This is a genomic window from Candidatus Binataceae bacterium, from assembly GCA_035508495.1.
In the GTDB taxonomy this organism is placed as follows: domain Bacteria; phylum Desulfobacterota; class Binatia; order Binatales; family Binataceae; genus JASHPB01.
Genome location: DATJMX010000068.1, coordinates 19,575 through 39,503, shown reverse-complemented (window position 1 = coordinate 39,503; position 19,929 = coordinate 19,575). Strand labels below are relative to the sequence as shown.

General features: G+C 60.9%; 14 protein-coding genes. 7 read left to right on the top strand and 7 right to left on the bottom strand.

The window, feature by feature from the left end:
- Positions 1-53: 53 nt before the first annotated feature.
- Entirely contained in the window at positions 54-1,238 is a 1,185-nt protein-coding gene (locus VMA09_20085) for an acyl-CoA dehydrogenase family protein (GenBank protein HUA35921.1), read from the bottom strand.
- A gap of 176 nt (positions 1,239-1,414) precedes the next feature.
- Between VMA09_20085 and VMA09_20080 the strand changes: the two genes are divergently transcribed.
- Positions 1,415-2,653 (top strand): PLP-dependent transferase, encoded by a 1,239-nt coding sequence (locus VMA09_20080; GenBank protein ID HUA35920.1) that lies wholly within the window; start codon positions 1,415-1,417, stop codon positions 2,651-2,653.
- Here VMA09_20080 and VMA09_20075 read toward each other — a convergent pair.
- The gene (locus VMA09_20075; GenBank protein HUA35919.1) at positions 2,650-4,077 is read right to left on the bottom strand and encodes an amino acid permease; all 1,428 of its coding nucleotides are present in this window, start codon (positions 4,075-4,077) and stop codon (positions 2,650-2,652) included. The genes VMA09_20080 and VMA09_20075 overlap by 4 nt on opposite strands.
- Before the next feature lie 132 nt (positions 4,078-4,209).
- Here VMA09_20075 and VMA09_20070 point away from each other — a divergent pair, with 132 nt between their 5' ends.
- Positions 4,210-4,755 carry a hypothetical protein gene (locus VMA09_20070; protein ID HUA35918.1) on the top strand — a complete coding sequence of 182 codons (546 nt, stop codon included), beginning with the start codon at positions 4,210-4,212 and terminating at the stop codon, positions 4,753-4,755.
- A gap of 10 nt (positions 4,756-4,765) precedes the next feature.
- On the opposite strand, the gene VMA09_20065 is transcribed toward VMA09_20070, so the two are convergent.
- A complete protein-coding gene (locus VMA09_20065) occupies positions 4,766-5,083 on the bottom strand; it encodes an SDR family oxidoreductase (GenBank protein HUA35917.1) in 318 nt (105 codons plus the stop codon).
- Positions 5,084-5,590: 507 nt separating this feature from the next.
- Between VMA09_20065 and VMA09_20060 the strand changes: the two genes are divergently transcribed.
- The 3 genes from VMA09_20060 to VMA09_20050 all read left to right on the top strand — a co-directional run bounded on the left by VMA09_20060 (position 5,591) and on the right by VMA09_20050 (position 8,578).
- Complete coding sequence (locus tag VMA09_20060) at positions 5,591-5,815, top strand: hypothetical protein (GenBank protein ID HUA35916.1); 225 nt, start codon at positions 5,591-5,593, stop codon at positions 5,813-5,815.
- A gap of 42 nt (positions 5,816-5,857) precedes the next feature.
- Positions 5,858-6,391 (top strand): RidA family protein, encoded by a 534-nt coding sequence (locus VMA09_20055; GenBank protein ID HUA35915.1) that lies wholly within the window; start codon positions 5,858-5,860, stop codon positions 6,389-6,391.
- A 678-nt stretch (positions 6,392-7,069) separates the two neighbouring features.
- Entirely contained in the window at positions 7,070-8,578 is a 1,509-nt protein-coding gene (locus tag VMA09_20050; protein HUA35914.1) for a right-handed parallel beta-helix repeat-containing protein, read from the top strand.
- Between the two features lie 71 nt (positions 8,579-8,649).
- On the opposite strand, the gene smc is transcribed toward VMA09_20050, so the two are convergent.
- Positions 8,650-12,180, bottom strand: coding sequence for a chromosome segregation protein SMC (gene smc / locus VMA09_20045; protein ID HUA35913.1), 3,531 nt, complete (start codon positions 12,178-12,180; stop codon positions 8,650-8,652).
- Positions 12,181-12,341: 161 nt separating this feature from the next.
- Positions 12,342-12,989, bottom strand: coding sequence for an HNH endonuclease (locus tag VMA09_20040; protein ID HUA35912.1), 648 nt, complete (start codon positions 12,987-12,989; stop codon positions 12,342-12,344).
- Positions 12,990-13,254: 265 nt separating this feature from the next.
- On the opposite strand from VMA09_20040, the gene VMA09_20035 reads away from it, so the two are divergent.
- A complete protein-coding gene (locus VMA09_20035) occupies positions 13,255-14,913 on the top strand; it encodes an Rne/Rng family ribonuclease (protein HUA35911.1) in 1,659 nt (552 codons plus the stop codon).
- On the opposite strand, the gene VMA09_20030 is transcribed toward VMA09_20035, so the two are convergent.
- Complete coding sequence (locus VMA09_20030; GenBank protein HUA35910.1) at positions 14,914-15,828, bottom strand: ParB N-terminal domain-containing protein; 915 nt, start codon at positions 15,826-15,828, stop codon at positions 14,914-14,916.
- A 180-nt stretch (positions 15,829-16,008) separates the two neighbouring features.
- Here VMA09_20030 and VMA09_20025 point away from each other — a divergent pair, with 180 nt between their 5' ends.
- On the top strand, positions 16,009-19,278 hold the full coding sequence (locus VMA09_20025) for a hypothetical protein (GenBank protein HUA35909.1): 3,270 nt from the start codon (positions 16,009-16,011) through the stop codon (positions 19,276-19,278).
- Positions 19,279-19,295: 17 nt separating this feature from the next.
- Here VMA09_20025 and VMA09_20020 read toward each other — a convergent pair whose 3' ends face one another.
- Complete coding sequence (locus tag VMA09_20020) at positions 19,296-19,910, bottom strand: YceI family protein (GenBank protein ID HUA35908.1); 615 nt, start codon at positions 19,908-19,910, stop codon at positions 19,296-19,298.
- Positions 19,911-19,929: the final 19 nt, after the last annotated feature.

Sequence of the window (19,929 nt, the reverse complement as noted above, 5' to 3'; positions counted from 1 at the left end):
CCTCGGAGTGTGTCAGTAACATCTCCTGGCGGCAGGATTTTGTGTCAGAGTGATCAGTCGATTTCCTCGACCAGTGGAAGATCGAACGCGCTCTTGCCGAGGAATTCGAGCGTCTCGTCGCTGTCGAACGGATGGTAAAGGCCGGCGCGCACGTCGCGGAACAGCCGCTCGAGCGGCAGCCGCTTGAAGTACGACGAGCCGCCCGCGGCGCGCAGCGCGAGATCGACGACGCGCACCGAGTTTTCGATCGCGATCATGCGCGCGGCGACGGCCTTGCGCGACCAGCTTCGCGGATGATCACGATCCATTTCGCCGGCGGCCTTCCACATCGCTGCGCGCGCGCCTTCGATGAGCAAATCCATCTCGCCGACCTTGTTGTACACGCTTGGCAAGTTGCTCATTGGCTTCTTGTACGGGAAGCGATGGCGGTCGCGCATGAAATCGACCACGAAGTTGCGCGCCGCGACTGCGATTCCGATATACGGTGCGCCGATCGTGAACGGCGCCTTGGCGAAAATCTTCGTCACGCGGCCGCTGTTCGAGACCGGCCGCTGCAGGATCACCGAGGTCGGCGGCACGAACGCATCCTTGAGCTCGGAGCTGCGCGACTCGGTCGCGCGCATGCCCATCACCTTCCAGTCGTCCTTGAATGCGAGCCCGGGGGTGTCGCGCGGCGAGATGAAGAGCGTCAGGATCGTCGGTCCCTGCGGCGCGTCTTCCCAAGTCGCTTCGCAGAAGAAGTAATCGAGCGCGATACTCTGGGTGCCGAAGATCTTGCGCCCGTTGATGATCCATCCGCCGTCGCCCTTGGCTGCGACGGTGCGTGGACGGATGGCGATTATCGCGTTATCGGGCTCCGAGCCTGAGCCGCCGCAGATCAGATGCTCGCTCGCGATGCGCCGCAGGATTCGCTCGAGGTTGGGGTCCTTGAACTTGCGATGCACATCGATCAGGAGTCCCAGCACGTTGAAGTGCATGTTGATCGCGAGCGCGGTCGCGCCGCATCCCTGCGCGAGCCGCTCCTGCGCTTTGATCCGCTCGAGCATCGTCGCGCCGAGACCGCCGAGGCTCTCTGGAATGATGAGCCGCGTGTAGCCCGTCTCCTTGAGCCGCGCGTAATTCTCGAACGGAAATGATCCTTCCTCGTCGTGCTTGGCCGCGCGCTGAGCAAAGTCGTCGGCCAGGCCAGCGGCTAGATCGATGAAGCGTTGCTCGCGCTCTGTGTTGAGTTGCTGCATCGCGGTCCTCCGGAATGAGCAGTTGCTGCGGCGCCGTTCCGGATCGCGAGACTACAACATTCGAATGAAAAAGCGTTAGGCGCGCGGATCGGCAGCGCCGGCCGATTTTGCCGCGCCGCGCAGGAGTGCTTCAATTGATACAGGCTCACTTCACTCCGCAGCGCTGGAGAATCGTCATGGCGAGAATTTCCTATCGCGTCCGGCCTGAGACTGCTGTGTTGACTAAGGGTTTCGATCCCGCGCTGTCGGTCGGCTCCGCGCGGCCACCGGTTTACCGGAGTTCGACATTCGTTTTTCCGAGTCCCGAGGCCGCCGAGCGCGCCTTCGAGATCGTGCTCGGAAAAATCTCGCCGGTCGGCGACGATCGTCCCGACCTGATCTATGCCCGGCTCAATCATCCGAATGCGGAGATTCTCGAAGAGCAACTCGTGCCGCTCGAGCGCGGCGCGAAATCCGCGGCGATTTTCAATTCAGGCATGGCCGCGATCTTCACCGTGATGCTCTCGTTCCTCGAGCGCGGCAGCGCGCTGGTCTATACGCAGCCGCTCTATGGCGGGACGCAGCATCTGATTCATCAGATCATCGAGCAGCTCGGCTTCGAGGCTCGGCCGGTTCGCGCCGGGGATACGAAAGCGCTGGCCGACACGATTGCGCAGACGCCGAATGCGAAGCTTGTGCTGATTGAGACGCCCGCCAATCCGACCCTGATGATGACCGATATCGCGCGGGCGGCGGCTGCTGTGCGGCTGCATCCAAAGCGTCCGCTGCTGGCGGTCGATAACACGCTGTTAGGCCCGACGTTTCAGCATCCGCTGGCGGCAGGCGCCGATCTCGCCGTCTATTCGGCGACGAAATTCCTTGGCGGTTTCAGCGATCTGCTCGCGGGAGCGGTGCTCGCTTCCGAGCCTGAATTGATCGAGACGCTGACGGGCTTTCGCGCGCTCCTGGGAAATATTTTACAAGCTGACGAATGCTGGATGCTGGATTCGCGGCTCTCGACCGTCGCGCTGCGAATGAACCGCCAAAGCAAGAACGCGCAACGGATCGCCGAGCCGCTGTCCAGGCATCCGCGCGTGAAACGCGTCATCTATCCTTCGCTGTTTACCGATCCCGAGCAGATTCGAATCCGCGATGCGCAGACCGATTACCCGGGCTCGCTGATTTCGATCGTGGTCGAAGGCGGCAAGCCGGCAGCATTCGAATTCTTGCGCCATCTGAAAATCGCGAAAAACGCAGTGAGCCTCGGCGGCGTCGAGACTCTCGTATGCCATCCGATGACGACGACGCACAGCGAATTCTCGGCACAGGAGTTCGAGCGTGCCGGCATCACCGACGCTCTGGTGCGAATCTCGGTCGGCACCGAGCACTGGCGCGACCTGCTCGACGAATTCACCCGCGCCCTGGATACGATCTAGCGCGAGCGCTCGCGCGCGCCGGCCAGGTAAATCGGCACGCCGCTCAGCGCGATCAAGAGTCCGGGCCAGGTGAACCGCGGGCGCACGACGAGCAGATCGAGCATCAGCGCGGTTGCCGCGACGATGTAAATCGCGGGCACGATCGGATAGCCCCACGCCTTGTACGGACGCGGAGCGTCGGGGCGCCGAATGCGCAGCACGAATACCGCGGCGACGGTCAGCACGTAGAACATGAGCTGCGCGAAGATCACGTAGTCGAGCAGCTCGGAGTATGTCCCCGAGATCGCGAGCAGTGCCGCCCACACGCCCTGCATTACGAGCGCAACTGCGGGTACGTTGGCCTTGCTCAGCCGTCCCGCCGCGGCGAAGAAGACGCGGTCCTGCGCCATCGCATAGATCACGCGCGCCCCGGTCAGGATGAGACCGTTGGCGCATCCGAACGCCGAGATCATCACCAGGATCGCGGTGATCGTCGCGCCGGATCTGCCCCACACCGATTCCATCGCGGCGGCCGCGACGCGGTCCGTGGTCGCGTGCGAGATGCCGCGGCCGAAGGTCGTCGCCGATTGCGCGATACCTACTGCGGGAAGCTGGAACAGGTACGAAATGTTGGTGAGCAGGTAGAGCAAGATGACGACGCCCGTGCCGAATGCGAGTGCGAGCGGAAGATCGCGCTTGGGATTCTTCACTTCAGCGGCGGCGAAGGTCACGCTCGCCCACGCGTCGGCCGAGAAGAGGCCGCCGACCATCGCCGCGCCGAACGCCGCGAGCGTGATCGACGATCCGCCGAAAAATGCGCCCGAGCTGCCGAAGTTGGCTGCGATCGCCGTGTGCTTCGGCGCGATCAAACAGCCGAGCACGATGATGAGTACGAGCGAGGCGAGCTTCGCGCTGGTGAAGGCGTTCTGCACCAGCTTGCCGAGATTGAGTCCGCGCAGATTGGTCGCGGTGAGAAGTGCGATCACTAAAATCGCGCCGAACCGCTCGCCCGACAGGCCGAAAGAGCCGAGCGAGAACCACATCGTCGAGCCGAACAGCGGCCACATCACGCCCGCGAATCGCGCGAACGCGACTGCGACCGCCGCGATCGTGCCGGTCTGGATCACGAGCAGCAGCGTCCAGCCGAACATGAACGCCCACATCCCGCCGTACGCTTCGCGCAGATAAACGTATTGCCCGCCCGCCTGCGGCATCATCGCGGCCAGCTCGCCATATGCGAGCGCGCCCGCAATCGTCATCACGCCGCTGATGATCCACACCAGCAGCAGGCCCGCCGGCGATCCCACCTGGCGCGTGATATCGGCCGACACGATGAAGATTCCCGAGCCGATCATCGAGCCCGCAACGAGCGTGACGGAATCGAAGAGCGAGAGGCCCGGCCTCAGCTCACGAGCGGATGAAACTTCCTGTACTGGCGCTGCCATTGCGGCGAGATACTACCAGTCAACAGGTTCGAGATCGCCTGTTTCTATTTGAAAATGCCGGCATTGATTTAACGGCGCGACAGGAATTACTTGATATCACGCAGTTGATAGATCGTCGGGGAGGCTCATTCGATGCCTGCAAAAAAAGCCAAAGCGGCGCCCGCCAGGAAGAGCAAGCCCAAAGCGCGCAAGGCTGCTCCTGCCAGTCAGTTCGATACTCTGCGCAAGACCGTAAAGGATCTCAGCACGCGGCTCGAAAAGGAGCTCAAGGCGCGCAAAATCGAGGCGCGCATCCTGAGCGAGGCCAAGAAGGCCCGTGAGCAGTTGAGCGCTCAGGTCAGTGCTTTGCGCAAGCAGGGCAGCCAGCTCGCCGGCGAGCTCAAGAAGGCACTCGGCGACTCCAGGAGCTACGAAAAGGCCAAAGCGGATGCGCAAAAGAAAATCGATCAGCTGAAGAAAGATCTGAGCGCGCGCACCTCGGAACTGAGGCGCAAGTCCGAGGAGCTAAAAAAACTGGCCGAAGAGTCGGCCCATCGCGCGGCCCAGATTATCCGCGGCGAGGAACATCCGGCCCAGGAGCCAGAGCCTGTGCCGGAGGGCGCTCACATGCAGGCCACGCCCGTAGAGCCGCAACCGGCGGAATCGCCGGCTAGTGGGGACAAAGAGCCTTCGATCTAGCCCGCACTGCTCAACGGCTTGCGAGCGGCTGGAGCGTTTTGACGAATATCGAGATCTGTTCGTTCATCACGCGCGCCGGATTACCTGCGGTCACGGCACCATCGATCACCAGGTCATGACCGTTGACGAAACTCGAATCGTCGCTTGTTAAGAAGCGGACCGCGTGCGCAACCTTGTCTGTCGTTCCGATTCCCGGCAGCGCCTGCTCCAGCGGCAGGAGCTTCTCGAGCGCGGCGCCATGGGAATCAATCGCGCGAACAGGAAAATCGATCTTGAAATGCGGTCCACCGTTCGGCGAACCGAATTGAGAGCATGATAGGCAGGGCAATGGCCCTCGCCGCGCGAGGAAGGCAAAGATCCCGCGCGCCGACGGCTCTTATTGCATGCCGGCGCGCGGGCTTTGGTCTGGATACTACACTTACGGTGCGGCCGGGCTGGCTGCTGCCGAGGCAGCTGGGCTCTCTGCCGGGGCCGCCATGCTCGAAGCGGCCGCGGGGCTTTCCGCCGCTGCCGACGCCGACGCCTCAGGCGCGGGCGCACTCTCTTCGGACTTACTGCAAGCCGTGGCAAAGAACATCGCAACTAGTGCCAGAAGCAGGACTTTGCGCATCATTTCCTCCTCTTGATTCCTGGTTTCCGCGGAAGCGCAAACTCAAAGCGAATGCAGAATACGATAGCCGTTCGGCAACTTCAAGCGCGCTTCCCTGCAACCTGCGCCACGGCCGGGGTTTCGACAAAATTCAAGCAACGGTTGCATTTTGACGAATCCGGCGGCATCTTTATTATCGAATTTAGTTGGCGTCATTAGGCTCTGGGTGGAGGGGTATAGGTGGCGATGGGACGCTCTATCGACGCGGGACATGCGCCCGCTGCTTCCGACTCGGTACGAATCGTCGAGCATGAACTCGACATGATACGGCGCTGGACGCCGCCGCGCGTTACAGTGGGCCGCCTCGAACGCATCGTCGCGTGGCTGATGCCAGGCGGGCGCTCGGTCGGGCCGCCGATGCGCTCGATCGCGCGCGAACTTGAAGAGCTGATGCCGGCGCGCGATAACTGAGCGCGGGCGCGGCTCGGCCGCATCCGAACCAAGGGAGGAAATATGGCCGACATCGAGCGGATATCGACTAGCTCGCCCTACGAGCCGATTGCCGGCTATTCGCGCCTGGTGCGCGCGGGCGATTACATTTTCGTCTCGGGCACCACCGCCTTCGACGAGCGCGGCTTACTGGTTGGCGCGGGTCAGATGTACGTGCAGGCGCGCCAGTGCCTCACCAATATAGAAGCAGCGCTCAAGCGCGTCGGCGCGACAATGGCTAACGTGGTGCGGACTCGCATGTTCGTTACTGACATATCGCGCTTCAACGATGCTGCACGTGCACACGGTGAATTCTTCGCTGCCACTCGGCCTGCGACCTCGATGGTCGAAGTGAAGGCGCTCGTCAGTCCGCCGATGCTGATCGAGATCGAGGCCGATGTGTACCTGCCGCAGGCGCGAGTTGTATCGAGTGCGGCTTCAACTGCCGCCGCAACTCCAGCCAAGGCACGCCGTACGCCCAAGGCTCCCGCAGCGCCGAAAGCAAAGGCCAGGTCGGCTGCGAAAAAGCCCGCTGCCAAGACCAGGAAACGACGCTAGCCCGACCCAATTACTCAATTTCGATGAGATGCCGTCGCAGCGATCCGCGACGGCGTTCTCATTTTGGGACAGTTGCAGCGCTTTTCGCCTCGCACACCATAGATCGTCGATGAAGAGGATAGGGCGCTCCGGGTCAGCTCAGACCGCTGGCCTTCTGCTTGCTCCTTTTGATCGAAGAGCTGAGCCGCGAGGCTCGCAGGACCGGCATCTGCGCCGGCCCGGCGACACCAGGCGGCTCATTCAATCGCTCGGCGTCGCCGGGCAGTTTGCGCCCTTCGCGGGGGTTAAGGAGAACCTCTTCGCGATCGGCGCAAATAGCTATTCCCCGATTTCAGATTTTCAAATTACTATTCTACCCGGACTAGATAGTCTCGCCGCGCAGTGGCTATTCGCCCACGGCCACTGAGGCTGTGTGTCACGGCCTGGTCGGCTGCTGTTCGGCGTGCGTGTCAAGCTGACACTCAGAAATGGTTTTTCTTGTGTTTCGCGGGCCGTATTCAACTGAGGCGACATGTCAAAGACTGCGACGGCATCTTTCGCGATGAACTGAGTCTGAGTATCAGCCTGAAGCATCGTGTCTCCCGCTCGATAACTGCCTGAATCGGAATGAAGCAGCGGGTTCAATCGCGCTCCGCTGGCGCGGCCGTTGCTGTAGTCCAGTTCAGGAGCGAGCGCACTATGAAATCTAAAACCATTTTCGCAACTGTATTAGGACTGGGTATCTGCCTGACTTCGGCGGTGCGGTCCGCGAACGCGGCCAGCTACTATGTCGATCCCGCGGGCAGCGACTCGAACTCGGGCAGCAGCCCGGCCAGCGCATGGAAAACCCTGGCCAAGGCCGGCAGCTGGAAGTTTCAGCCGGGAGATACTGTGTATCTGAAGCGCGGCGGAATGTGGCGTGAGACGCTGCAGCCGATGAGCAGCGGCACGGCGACGGAACCGATCACCTTCACCGCATATGGGACGGGCGCCCTGCCGATTATCAACGGCGCGGACCTGGTAACGGGTTGGAATCTCGTGTCGGGCGCGGTTTATTCCGCGTCGCTCTCAGTGAAGCCGTACAATGTATATAGCGACGGTCTGCCAAACTGGGGACTGTACATGGCGAGCTCGCAGTCGGCGATGACAGCGGGAAGCTGGTACTACAACGGCGGCAAACTCTATGTGCAGCTGACCGACGGCTCAAATCCGGCCAATCATCAGATCGAGGCAGCGGATCGCCAGAACGGTTTCTATGTTAATGGCGCATCGTCGAATAACAACGGCGTCGCGCCGATTACTTTCTCGTTCACTGCCGGCACCAGCAACCAGGGCGGCAACGCGACGGCCAATATCAACTATATTACCGTCAACAGCATCATGACCGAGCGCACCGGCAACTACGGTGTCCAGTTCTATGATTCGTACGCTCCACTGGTCAGCGACTGCACGCTGACGCAGAACGGAACGGGCCAGCAGGATCTCGGTTACTACAATGCCCTCCATGCCGATATCGCGCCGGGCGCAATCTACTCGAACAACACCGTGAGCTGGGGCGGCGGCCACAATGCAATCCAGATGCAGCGCGCCGACGGCGGCCAGATTCTCGATAATACTGTTACCGAATGGAACCACAACGGTATCGACGTGAAGCTGTCTACCGGTATCACCGTCAAAGGCAACATCGTCCACGATTCGCAGATGGGCTCGGGTCTCTATACTGAGTATGTCGGAAACTACAACGCAGACCAGAATATCATCTACAACACGCCGATGGGTATCCAGACCAACCTCAATACTACTTCCTACCTGTTCAACAATTCGATGCTGAACACCAACGGCGGCGGGATCTACCTCGGACCGGCAAGCGGCGGTTCGGCAACGATCGAGAACAACATCACTTACGGCAACGTGGTGATGGCGCTGCAGAACGCCGGTAACTACACCGTCTCTACCGAAGACTACAATGACTGGGGACCGGCTACCTCGTCGCCGACCCAGGTAAAGGTTGGATCGAGCGCTTACAACGCCACCACTTGGATGACGATGGCGGGACATACGCACGACATCACTGCCAACCCGCAGTGGGTCAATGCGCCCAGCAACTTCACGCTGCAAGCTTCCTCACCGTGCGTCAACGCCGGCTGGTGGGTAGGACTCGGCGGCATGGGCTCCGCTCCCGACATGGGCGCAATCGAAAGCTACTAAAAACAGCCTCGACGTCCGAGTCGAAACGCTCCGGCCCCAACGGCCGGAGCGTTTGCGTTTTCTGGATTCGGCTACGCAGCCTGCGGGATACGCAATGAAATGATGCGTGAGACGCCCGGTCGATCCATCGTCACGCCGTGGATCTGGTCGGCGCGCTGCATCGTGCGCTGATTGTGCGTGATCACGATAAACTGCGAACGGCCCTTCAGTTCCGCCATCAGGGTCACGAACGCCGCGAGGCTGAACTCGTCGAGCGGCGCGTCGACTTCGTCCATCACGCAAAACGGGCTCGGGTTGAGCAGGAACAGCGAGAAGATCAGCGCCATGGCTGAGAGCGCTTTCTCGCCGCCCGACAGCAGTCCGATTTCCTTTACTTTCTTGCCCGCGGGTTGAACCAGGATATTGACGCCTGCTTCGAGCACGTCGGTTGCGTCGGTCAATTCGAGGCGGCCTTTGCCGCCGCGCAGCAGCTTGGGGAACAGCTCTTCGAAATTTTTCGCCGCGCCTTCGAAGGTCTCGGCAAAGCGCTTGCGCGCCTCGCGGTTCAGCGTCGTGATCGTTTTCGACAGATCGTCGAGCGCGGTCTGTAGATCGCCGCGCTCGGCGCCGAGCTTGGCCGCCCTTTCTTCGAGTTCTTTCACCTCGCTTTCGGCCGCGAGATTGACCTCGCCGATTCGCTCCAGCTTGGCGCGCAGCTCGGTGAGCCGGACTTCGTCGCGGGCCGCATCGCGGTTCGCGAGTGCGGGCACGATTTCCTCGGCGACGGAGTCGAACTCGGCGGCGAATTTTTCGACGAACATCCGCGCCAGCTCTTCGCTGAGCGTGCGCGCGCGCTCGCGCTTGAGCGCGCACTCCGCGGCTTCGGCTTCCAGCGTCGTCAACGTCTCGCGAGCGTGACGCAGATCGGCGCGGCGCTCTTCGAGTGCATGCTCGCAGGCGTCGCATTCGGCGCTGAGGCGCTCGACTTCGGCCGCAAGCTCGGTCTCGCGCACGCGCGCGGCTTCATCCTGTGCGAAAAGGCGCGCGAGCTGCGCTTCGAATTCAACGCGCTCACCGCGCGAACGCTCGAGCGCGCTCAGACGTTCATCGATTTGCGCATCGAGATCGCGCGCGAGATTCTGTGCATGCGCAAGCTCGCGTTCGAGGGCGGCGAGCTCGGCCTTGCGTGTCTCGACGCGCGCAGCGATCTCAAGGCGCTCTGCCGCAAGCTGTTCGGCCGCGCTGCGGCTGGCGATCACTTCAGCGCTGACGGCAGCGAGACGCCCGCGCAGCTCCTGCTCGCTGAGAGCAAGCTGCTCGAGGCGCGCATTGGAGGACACCGATAGATCGCCAATTTCATTGAGACGGCGACGCGCGCTCGATGCGTGCGCGTCGGCAAGAACGCTCGCCTGCTCAGCCTTGCCGAACGACGCGCGCCGCTCGGTCACGATACGCTCGGCCTCGCGCGCGCGATGCCGCGCGAGATCGAGCGCCGCGGCTTCACGCTCGCGCGCTGCGCGCGCTTCGGCATGCTCCGCCGCCATCGCGACGTGCTGCTCTTCGGCCGCCGCGAGTTCCTGGCGCTGCGCCTGGGCTGCTGCGCGAGCTGCGGCGGCGCGCGCTTCCTCTTCGGTGCTGCCGCCGCTAATCATGCGGCCGGGATAAACCAGGTCACCTTCGCGGGTGACGAAAACGGTCCCGTGACCATTGAGGTTCGACGCTGCCATCGCAGCACGCAGGTCGTCAGCGACGATCACATGGCCGAGCATCGCTTCCGCGACCGGAGTGAAGCGCTGGTCGACCTCGACCATATCGACGAGGCGGCCGGCAATTCCAGGCGCGTCGATCGACGCGTGCGGCGCGACCGCAGCGTCGGGCTGCTGCACGAAACTGAGGCGGCCCGCGCGATTCTGTTTCAGGATATCGATCGCTTTGAGCGCGAATGCGGGCGACTCGACGATGACCGCATCGAGCTGCTCGCCCAGCACGGCCCGCAGCGCAGGTTCGAGTTCGAGTGGTGCGTGCACGACTTCGTTGAGAATCGAAGGATCGGTCGCGGGACGATCGCCATTGAGCGATTCGAGGATCGTTCTGAGGCGCAGCCCTGCATCGCTCGTGGCGTTGACTTCGCGCTCGCTCTCGCGCGCTGCGACCGCGCTCCTGAGCGCCGCGATGCGCCCGGTCAGATGATCGAGCGTGGCGCGAATCTCGGTTTCGCGCGCGGCGGTTTCGCGATGCGATCCCTCGAGCGCCGCCATCTCGGAACGGCAGGTCTCGAGTTCGGTATCAGCCGTCGCGACGAGGTCGCGCGCGGTATTCAGCTCGTATGCGAGCGCGGGCGCTTCGGCCTCGTACGCGCGCAGGCGCTCTTCGAGCTCGGCCCGCTCGCCGGCGAGATCGCCCAGCCGACCGCGAACCACGGCGGCCTCGCGCACGACTTCGGAAAGCTCGTCCTTGATTTCTTCGGCGCGACGCTCGGCCTGCTTGAGCTGCTGAGTCGCTTCCTGGTGACGCGCCGTCACGCTGGCGAGGACGGTTTCGCTCAATCGATCGTCGAGGTTGAGCTCGCGTGCGAGCCGCGCTCCCGCTTCAGCACGCGTCGCGCGCGCCGCAGTCACCTTGATGTCGAGCTCGCTCAGGCGCGCGAGCAGTTCCGGCTCGAGCTTGTCCAATTGTTCGAGACGCCGCGTCAGAAAGTCGCGATTGCTGGCGCGCTCGGCCTTGCCCTGCTCGAGGTTTTCCAACTCCCGGCGCGCGCCGCCAAGCTCGGCGCGTACAGCTTGCGCCGCAGCGCCCGCGGCTTCGACGGCCGATTGCGCCGCGGTCGCATTCTCACGCGCGGCTTCCGATTGCGCGTGCAACTCTTCGTCGCGGCCGGTCTGAATCGCGAGTTCCTCGCGCTGCTCGATCAGCCTTCGCGCGGCGGCATAGCGCTCGAGCTCGGAGAACTCCGCCTTGACGATCTTGTAAGTCTCGGCCTTCTTGGCCTGGCGCCGAGCGTAGTTGAGCTGACGCTCGATTTCGCTGAGCACGTCGTCGAGGCGCGCGAGGTTTTCCTTGACGCGCTCCAGTTTGCGCTCGCACATCTCGCGCCGGCCCTTGAAAAGCGAAAGCCCCGCGGCCTCTTCGATAAGGCCGCGCACCTCGTGCGGTTTGGCCTGGATTACTTCTTCGATACGGCCCTGCTCGACGATCGCGTAGCCGCGGCTGTGAATCTGCGCGGCCATGAAGAACTCGGTGATGTCCTTGAGGCGGCAGGGAATCTTGTTGAGCAGATATTCCGAATCGCCGGAGCGATAAGCACGGCGCGTCACCGCAACTTCACTCAGAGTCGAGTAGGGGTCGGGCAGGAGGCTGCCTTCCTCGGCCTCGAGCACGAGCGAGACCTCGGCCATCCCGGCGGCGGCGTTGGCATCGTTGCCGGCGTAAATCAGATCTTCCACGCTCTTGCCGCGCAGGCGCGTCGGCGCCTGTTCGCCGAGCACCCAGCGGATCGCATCGACGACGTTCGATTTGCCGCATCCGTTGGGACCGACGACCGCCGTCATCCCCGGGGCGAACCCGATCGCCGTATGGTCAAGAAATGACTTGAAGCCTAGTAATTCAAGGCTCTTAAGACGCATGCTGCCGTCGCCTCCACATCACCACCGCAACCGCAACTCTTATCCCAAAGATCGAACGTCGGGGTCAAGAGAAACCCCCAATATGTCGTGCCGGAGGTTGTGGATACCCCATCTGGTTGTGGATAACGGGTCTGGGGATAACCCGGGCAGCTAAGCTTGAATCAATCCTGGATGAGCTCGGTGTTCCAGTATGCGCTATCGACCTGCGACAGGTACGGCATCCACTCGCGGTAGCGCTTGAGGCTGAACATCTCGGAGCTGAACGGCGTCCATTCGGGGCGCTTGGGCCGCTTGACGAGCAGCATCCCGGCTTCCTCAGGAGTGCGCCCGCCCTTGCGCCGATTGCAATGATGGCAGGAGCAGACGATGTTCTCCCAGGTCGACATCCCGCCGCGTGAGCGCGGGATGACGTGGTCGAGATTCAGCTCGGTGCGCGGCAACCGCTTGGCGCAGTACTGACAGGTATTGTTGTCGCGCGCGAAGATGTTGAATCGCGAAAAACGCACGTGCCGCTTGGGTACGCGCTCGTAGGCGGTGAGCAGCAGCACGCGCGGCACGCGGATGAAGCCCTCGACGATGCCGAGCTTTTCGTGATGGACCTCGATCGTGAGGTCGCGCCAACTGTCGAAGTCGAAGGTGCGATACTCGTCGTCAACCGCGCGAGCTACGCCCTGATAGAGCAGCGCAAACGCGCGTTTTACCGAAGTAACGTGAACAGGTAGGAACGACCGATTGAGGACGAGGACTCTGCTGTTAAGAATCGCCGGCCCCGGAGCGTAGCCCGCCGCGCTTTCAACCGCCACAGACATGCTTAAGACGAGTATCCGTCCAGTATAAGCGCTGTCAAGGCGGCTAAGATGAAAACCGCGTTATTAATCGGGATGCGGGAGTCGCCTTGCACAGCTCGATCTCGCTCCGTATGATCGCGATGAATAATCGATCTGGAGGATAAAACAGCGTCACCATGGCCTCCCGTCATATCCTCCTGCACAGCCCTGATTCCATCACCGTAGCCATGATCCCCCATCGCGCGCTTGCATTTTCCGGCTTGAGCCGCGAAAGAAATAGTCACCCGTGAAACGCGAAATCGCAATCAATGCCTCCGCACTCGAAGTGCGCGTGGCGCTTTTAGAAGACAATCAGCTCGCCGAGTTCTTTCTCGAGCGCAACCGGCAAATCGGTATTGCCGGCAATGTCTACAAGGGCCGCGTGACCCGCGTCCTGCCCGGGATGCAGGCGGCGTTCGTCGATATTGGCCTCGAGAAGGCAGGCTTCCTGCACGTATCGGATTTCTACAGCGCCTCCGCATTCGCCGAGGCGATCGGCGAAGAGGATGTGGAAACCGATGCCGGCATGGAAGAGCCGGAGCCTGAAATCATTGAGACACCGTCCGCTGATTTAGAGGGTGAGCTGGCCGAGGTGCAACCGCCCGAGGGCGAGAGCGATCTCGCGCCCCAGCATAACGGCCGCCGTAACAGACGGCGTCGCGGCGGCAGGGCCCGAATCCAACGCAGCAGGCTGCCGATCGAGCAACAGCTCCATCGCGGCCAGGACATCATTGTTCAGATCGCCAAGGAGCCGATGGGCACCAAGGGCGCGCGGCTCACCTCGTCGATCTCATTGCCAGGACGGCATCTGGTGTTCACGCCGACCAGCAACCATATCGGCGTCTCGCGGCGAATCGCGAGCGCCGAGGAACGCAACCGCCTGCGCTCGATCGTCGGCGAGCTGCGCCCGCAGCAGGGCGGCTTTATCGTGCGCACCGCGTGCGAGGGCGTGAGCCGCCGCGACATCCAGCGCGACATAGCGTACCTGACCAAGATGTGGTCGCAGATCCAGCGCAAGTTCGAGGGCAGCCCGGGCGGCTCGATCCTGTTCAGCGACCTCGATGTCGCGCTGCGCACGGTGCGCGATCTCTTTTCCAGCGAGGTCGAGCGGCTATGGTGCGACGACCCGACCACTTACTCGCGCGTCGTCCAATTCGTGCAGAACTACATGCCGCGGCTGCGCTCGCGGGTGTCGCTGCACGACGGCCCTGAGCCGCTTTTCGATCGCTTCAGTATCGAACCGCAAATCGAGCGCGCGCTGGAGCGCAAGGTATGGCTCAAGTCGGGTGGCTACCTGGTCTTCGATCAGGCCGAGGCTCTGACCGCGATCGACGTCAACACCGGGCGCTTCGTCGGCAAGAAGAGCCAGGATGAAACCGTCGTCAAGACCAACCTCGAAGCCGTCGACGAAGTCGTGAAGCAGCTCCGGTTGCGCAACATCGGCGGGATTATCATCGTCGATTTCATCGACATGTCGCGCGAGGGCGATCGCAAGAAAGTCAGCGACGCGCTCGGCCAGGCCCTCAAGCGCGACAAGGCGCGCACCTCGGCGCTCAAGATTTCAGAGCTTGGGCTGGTGCAGATGACGCGCAAGCGCACGCGCGAGAGCCTCGAGGCACTGCTCACCGATCAGTGCCCGCGATGCGAAGGGCGGCGTGTCGTGAAATCCACGGCGACGCTGGCGGCCGACGTGATTCGCGGCATCCAGCGCGAAGCGGCGCGGCGCACGGCGACCGACATGCTGGTCGTCAAGCTCAATCCGGAAGTCGCGCGCTACCTTTACGATCACGGCGCCAAGGATCTCGAGACTCTCGAAGAGCGGCTCAAGACCAAGATCGTGTTGCGCTCCAGCGATTCGATCGCGCCCGGGGCGTTCGAGCTCGCGCAGGCGCCCGCGGCGGCATAATTACTCCGCGACCGCGGTCGCGGCCGCGATCTGTGCAGCCTCGCGCACCTGTCCGAAATGAATCTTGCTCAGATCGAATGATTCGAGTTCCTTGTTGAGGCTGGTGAGCGCCGCCTTGCACGTGGGCAGATTCTTGCGCGCGCGCGTCAGCGGATTCGATCGTGCGATGATGTAGTTCTTCAAATACGGATGCATCATGCCGCGCTTCTTGCCCGCGGCGACGAGCTCCGTCACGAGTTCGTCGGCGCGTTCGACGAGCGCGGCGCGCTCCTCGCGTTCCTCGTAAGCATCCTTGATCGGCTTGGTCACGAAGTTATCGACGCGGCTCAGCAGCGGCGCGAACACTCCGCCCGCGAAGCGCTTGTGGCGCTCATAAAGAAGGCCGAGCGTGATGAAATGCGCGCGCTCGAACTCGAAGGCGAAATCCTTCTCCGCCGACTTCGGCTGCTGCTCGATTCGCGCGCGATACATCCTGATGACTTCGAGTGCCTTGTCGCGCAGGTTGTGCGCCTTCTCAGTGTTGAGCGCCAGAATCTGGTAGGCAACCTCGGGCTCGGGAATCACGATCGCCGGAATCATTTTCGCCCCGGCCTTCACCGCCGCGGCCCGCCGATGGTTCCCGTTGGGGGTCCAGTACTTGCCCTCCGCGCGTATCGCAACGATCGGCTCGGTGAAGCGGTCGAGCTTCTTCATCACCTCGACCATGCGCTTAAGATGCGCCGGCGAAAGATCGCGCTGATAGGGCGTAGGCTCAACCAACGAAATCGGCAGCAAGGCAAATACGTGCCAATGATCGCCAACCGGCTCCCGATACGCCGCCAGCGCCGCCCCACCATCTGCCGCGATCGCATCGGCCAATTCGACAACCGCGGAAGAGGGCTTCGCCGCAGAAGGGAAAATAGCAAGTTCAGCCATGAACAAAGTACTACTAAACAGCGGCTCGCATCGCCAACTCGACTGCGAATTGATGTATCAGGCGATACCCTACCAAAGCGGTGTCATTGACATTGCATATGCCAAACGGTTAAGAGACCCTTCGATGGGTAACAAAATATAATTGTAAGGTAGAGACGAGCATTCAAAGGGGGAACCTGAATGCCATCGAATCCGTTACTTACCATTCCCAGGGAGATAGCATTTCCCGACGCGCTGAAGCAGCGCGAGATTGAGATCTGGAGAAAGGGACAATGTCGACGTCCGTTCGACCGTAGCGAACCGACGGTGGGCATCGGCCTGTCCGGCGGTGGAATCAGGAGCGCGACATTTTGTCTGGGTGTTTTTCAGGCATTCTCCCGTCGCCAAGGGTTACTCGGCAGGCTCGACTACATTTCCAGCGTATCGGGCGGGGGATTCTTTGCTGCGTTTTACGGCCGTCTCTTTACCAGGAAGGAGATAAAAAATCTCATTGATGTGGAGAAGGTTCTTTCTCCAGATCAGGCAAGACAACTCGATTTTCCTCCTTACTATGACGATCAGACCAGAACCTGGACGCGCGACTGGCGAAGTGGGGTATTCAAGTGGCTGCGCGAGAACGGCCGCTACCTTGCCCCCAACGGCGACGGCGATCTGCTGACTGGTATAACGGTATTCCTTCGCAACTGGGCAACCGTTCAGTTGCTCATCTCGGCTGCTTTTCTGGCACTGTTTCTTTTTGCCGAGGCGCTGACGGTGTACTTGCCCAGCCCACCCCTTCAAAAGCAAAGTGCGCTGTGGTGGAGCCCCTACTTTTATGTCGCCGTGTTCCTCGCGCTCTTTCTGGTGGTGCCACTCGGATGGGCGTACTGGACATTTACTGGTGCTGGACCTGGAATGGAGGGGGGCGGCAAGCCGCGGCTCCTGGCGCGGTTCGCATTCAGCTTCGGAGGGTTTGGCACTCTTGCGTCGCTGGCGATCTTCCTGCTCTTCGTCGGAACAATCGTAAACCACTATTCATCGGATGGCTCAGGTCTCGGCCCCGATCAGTTGTGGATGAATGGAATTCGCATTGTTGGAATAGCATTTATCGCCTGGCAAGCCGCTTTACTAAAAGCGGCCTGGCCTCCCCGGCAGCCGGTTCCGATCGTCCAGAAATCCAGGAATAAAGTCCTGGAATTCCTCGCGGCGACCTTGCGGCCCATCGCGGCGATCTTGCGGCCCAACGTCGTATTGCGTCTTTTTGTAATCCTTGGAACGGTCGTTGCGCTCGCTTACTCTTTAAACAAGGACATCATCACGGTAAGCGATTGGATCTACCTGCTAATCGAATTAATTGGACTGTTTGCCTTTGTCGCGATCCTGGAACTGATATCGCCTCAGGTTGAACCTTACGTGCTGATCAACGAAAGCGAATCAGCGCGTGGATATCTCACGATGTGGCTTAGAGCGGCATTCATCTTAACGATTACGCTGGCCGCCTTCTCAGTGCTCGACACGGTTGGCGAAACTCTCTATGCCTTGCAATTCTCGCACAGCTTTCATCTCTGGCGTTGGATCGCAGTTCCCGCCGGCGCTATCGTCAGTTTGGTTCCCTACGCTCAATCGATAGCAACTTACCTGCTGCCCAAGAAAAACAAGAGACTCTCACTTCCGCTCTCGGTGATCGCGTTAGCAGGTGCCTTGATCATTGTTCTCCCCTATCTAACTTCGCTCGACTTGTTCGCGCATGCGATCGCCTATGACTTTGGTATACCTCGGGACGCTCCCCAAAACCTCACTCATTCCCAGTCGTGCAAGGGTTGCGCGCAGCACGCATTCCGCCACGACTGCTCGGTTGGCAATCAAAAGTGCGCACGGTTATCCGCCAAGCTCCTGCATCTGCGGCAAACTGTTAGTGAGTTGATCAAGTCGGCGCCCGCGGTGAGCGCTACTACCACCTCAGGTGAAGCTGAGGCACCGCCGCCCGCCAGACTCACCTGCCGTCGCGTAACGCCGCTCGCGTTCTTCCTGGTACTCACGCTTCTTTTCACCTTGCTCACGGGCTCTTATTTTTCGGGAGGAGTTGCCTGGGTTTTCGTGAACAGAACGGCCCTGCACGCGCTCTATGCGGCGCGGCTGATTCGGGCCTATCTGGGCGCATCAAATAAGGCCAGGTTCCAACCGGTCAACGCGGGCACATCGAACCCTAACCAGGCTGGCTCCCAAACGCAGTCCAACAAGAGCGGGAACGTGCAGACACCTCCCGGCGTTACACGTCCGGTAGATGGCGACGATATACCGCAGGAAGAATACTTCTATGTTCCGGCAAAGGAACCGACGGCGAGCGCGCCAGATGATTTCTGGATTAAAGCTCCGCCCCTCCATCTCGTCAATGTAACAATTAATGAAACTATCGAAGGCCGCAGCCAGACCGAAGAGCGCGATCGAAAAGGACTGGGTCTGGCAGTCGGACCTGCGGGATTCAGTGCCGGCGTGCAGCATCATGCCATTTTCAAAGCAGATACCAGAATAGATTCGAAGGGAGTGTTCAGTCCTATAGAGGTTAAACCGCCGCCAGGAACGGGATATCGAGTGTTCGATAATGATGAAGAGGACCATGGCAGGTTTCAGGGACAACGTTTATCGCTTGGAAACTGGACCGCGATCTCCGGAGCTGCGGTGTCGACCGGCCTGGGTAATCTTACCAGCCTGGGCACGAGCATGCTGACCGCGTTTTTTAACGTACGGCTGGGTTATTGGTGGGACTCAGGCACTCCTTCGAAAGCTCCGAGAGGACTTAGCGGCCTTCTCGGAAAATTGTTTGCCGGACTCCTGCCAGTCCAGGCGTCGCTATTGGATGAGTTCATGGGCCGCTTTCGTGGCACGATTCGTCGTTACTGGTATCTCAGCGATGGTGGACATTTCGAAAACATGGGAGGCTACGAATTAATTCGGCGGCGACTGCCGTTGATAATACTTATCGACGCCGGGGCCGATCCTGACTATGAATTCCAGGATCTTAGCAATCTGATTCGCAAAGCCAGGCTTGATTTCAACGCCGAAATCATCTTTCTGGACCCTAATGCCGGTCTATGGCCGGTGCGAGAGATGGCGGCGAAGTATTTTGCACCGCTGAGCAATTTTCTTACAGGATTCGGAACGCTCGAAGAACTGCGCCGCGGAACTCCTGCGGCCGGATCGCTCACCTTTGAAGATAACCCCGAGTTATCATTAAAGCATGGCGCAATCGCGCGCATAAAATATCTCGATGAGCCGGAGGAGAACGAACACTACCTCATCCTGATCAAGCCGACCCTTATAGGTGAGGAACCGGAGGATTTACTCAACTATCACACCGCTCATCCCTCTTTTCCGCAGGAGACGACAGCTGAACAGTTCTTTGACGAAGCGCAATGGGAGAGCTACCGGCGGCTGGGCCAGCATATAGCGGACAGGCTTTTTCAACTCTGAGCGGTAGAAGGCAGAGCCTAATTCGTGACGCGTGTCGCGGTGATGTGGAATGAGATTGAGGCTTCGTCGCCGGCGCTGAAGAAGAAGATGGTTGGCGGTTTTATGCCCCAGTCTGTGTATTTGAAGGTGACTTCGCCTTCGGCGACCAACTTCGATGCATCGCTCGTGATTTCGACGCTGACTGGAAAGCTCAGTGGCAGTGACCGTCCGTGGAGGGTCAGGTCGCCGTTGACGGTTGCCGAGCCGTCGGTATCCGAACTCCTGGTGGTGTTGGACAGCCCCGTACTTTCGAAGCGAATCGTGGGATACTTATCCGCGTCGAGCGTATCCGAGACGGCGTGGTCGCGTTCCTCCTTGTTGCTGTGATAGCTGCTCGCGTCGAGGATCAAGCTCACTGTTCCGTTTGCCGGGTTGTCGGAATCGAAAGCAACCTCGCCATCGATAATTTTGAATACTCCTTCGGCGTAGCCGCCGAACCCGCTGGCCGGCTCCTTGACTGACACGCTTACCGCACTCGCCTTCGGATCCATGCGATAGTGATACATCATCGCGAGCGCGGCGCCTGGCGAGGTTGCTGCCAGAGTGGCGATCAACAAAATCAGTAGGCGGCGGACCTGGATTCGATGCAGCATCAAGTTTTCCTTAGGCCGT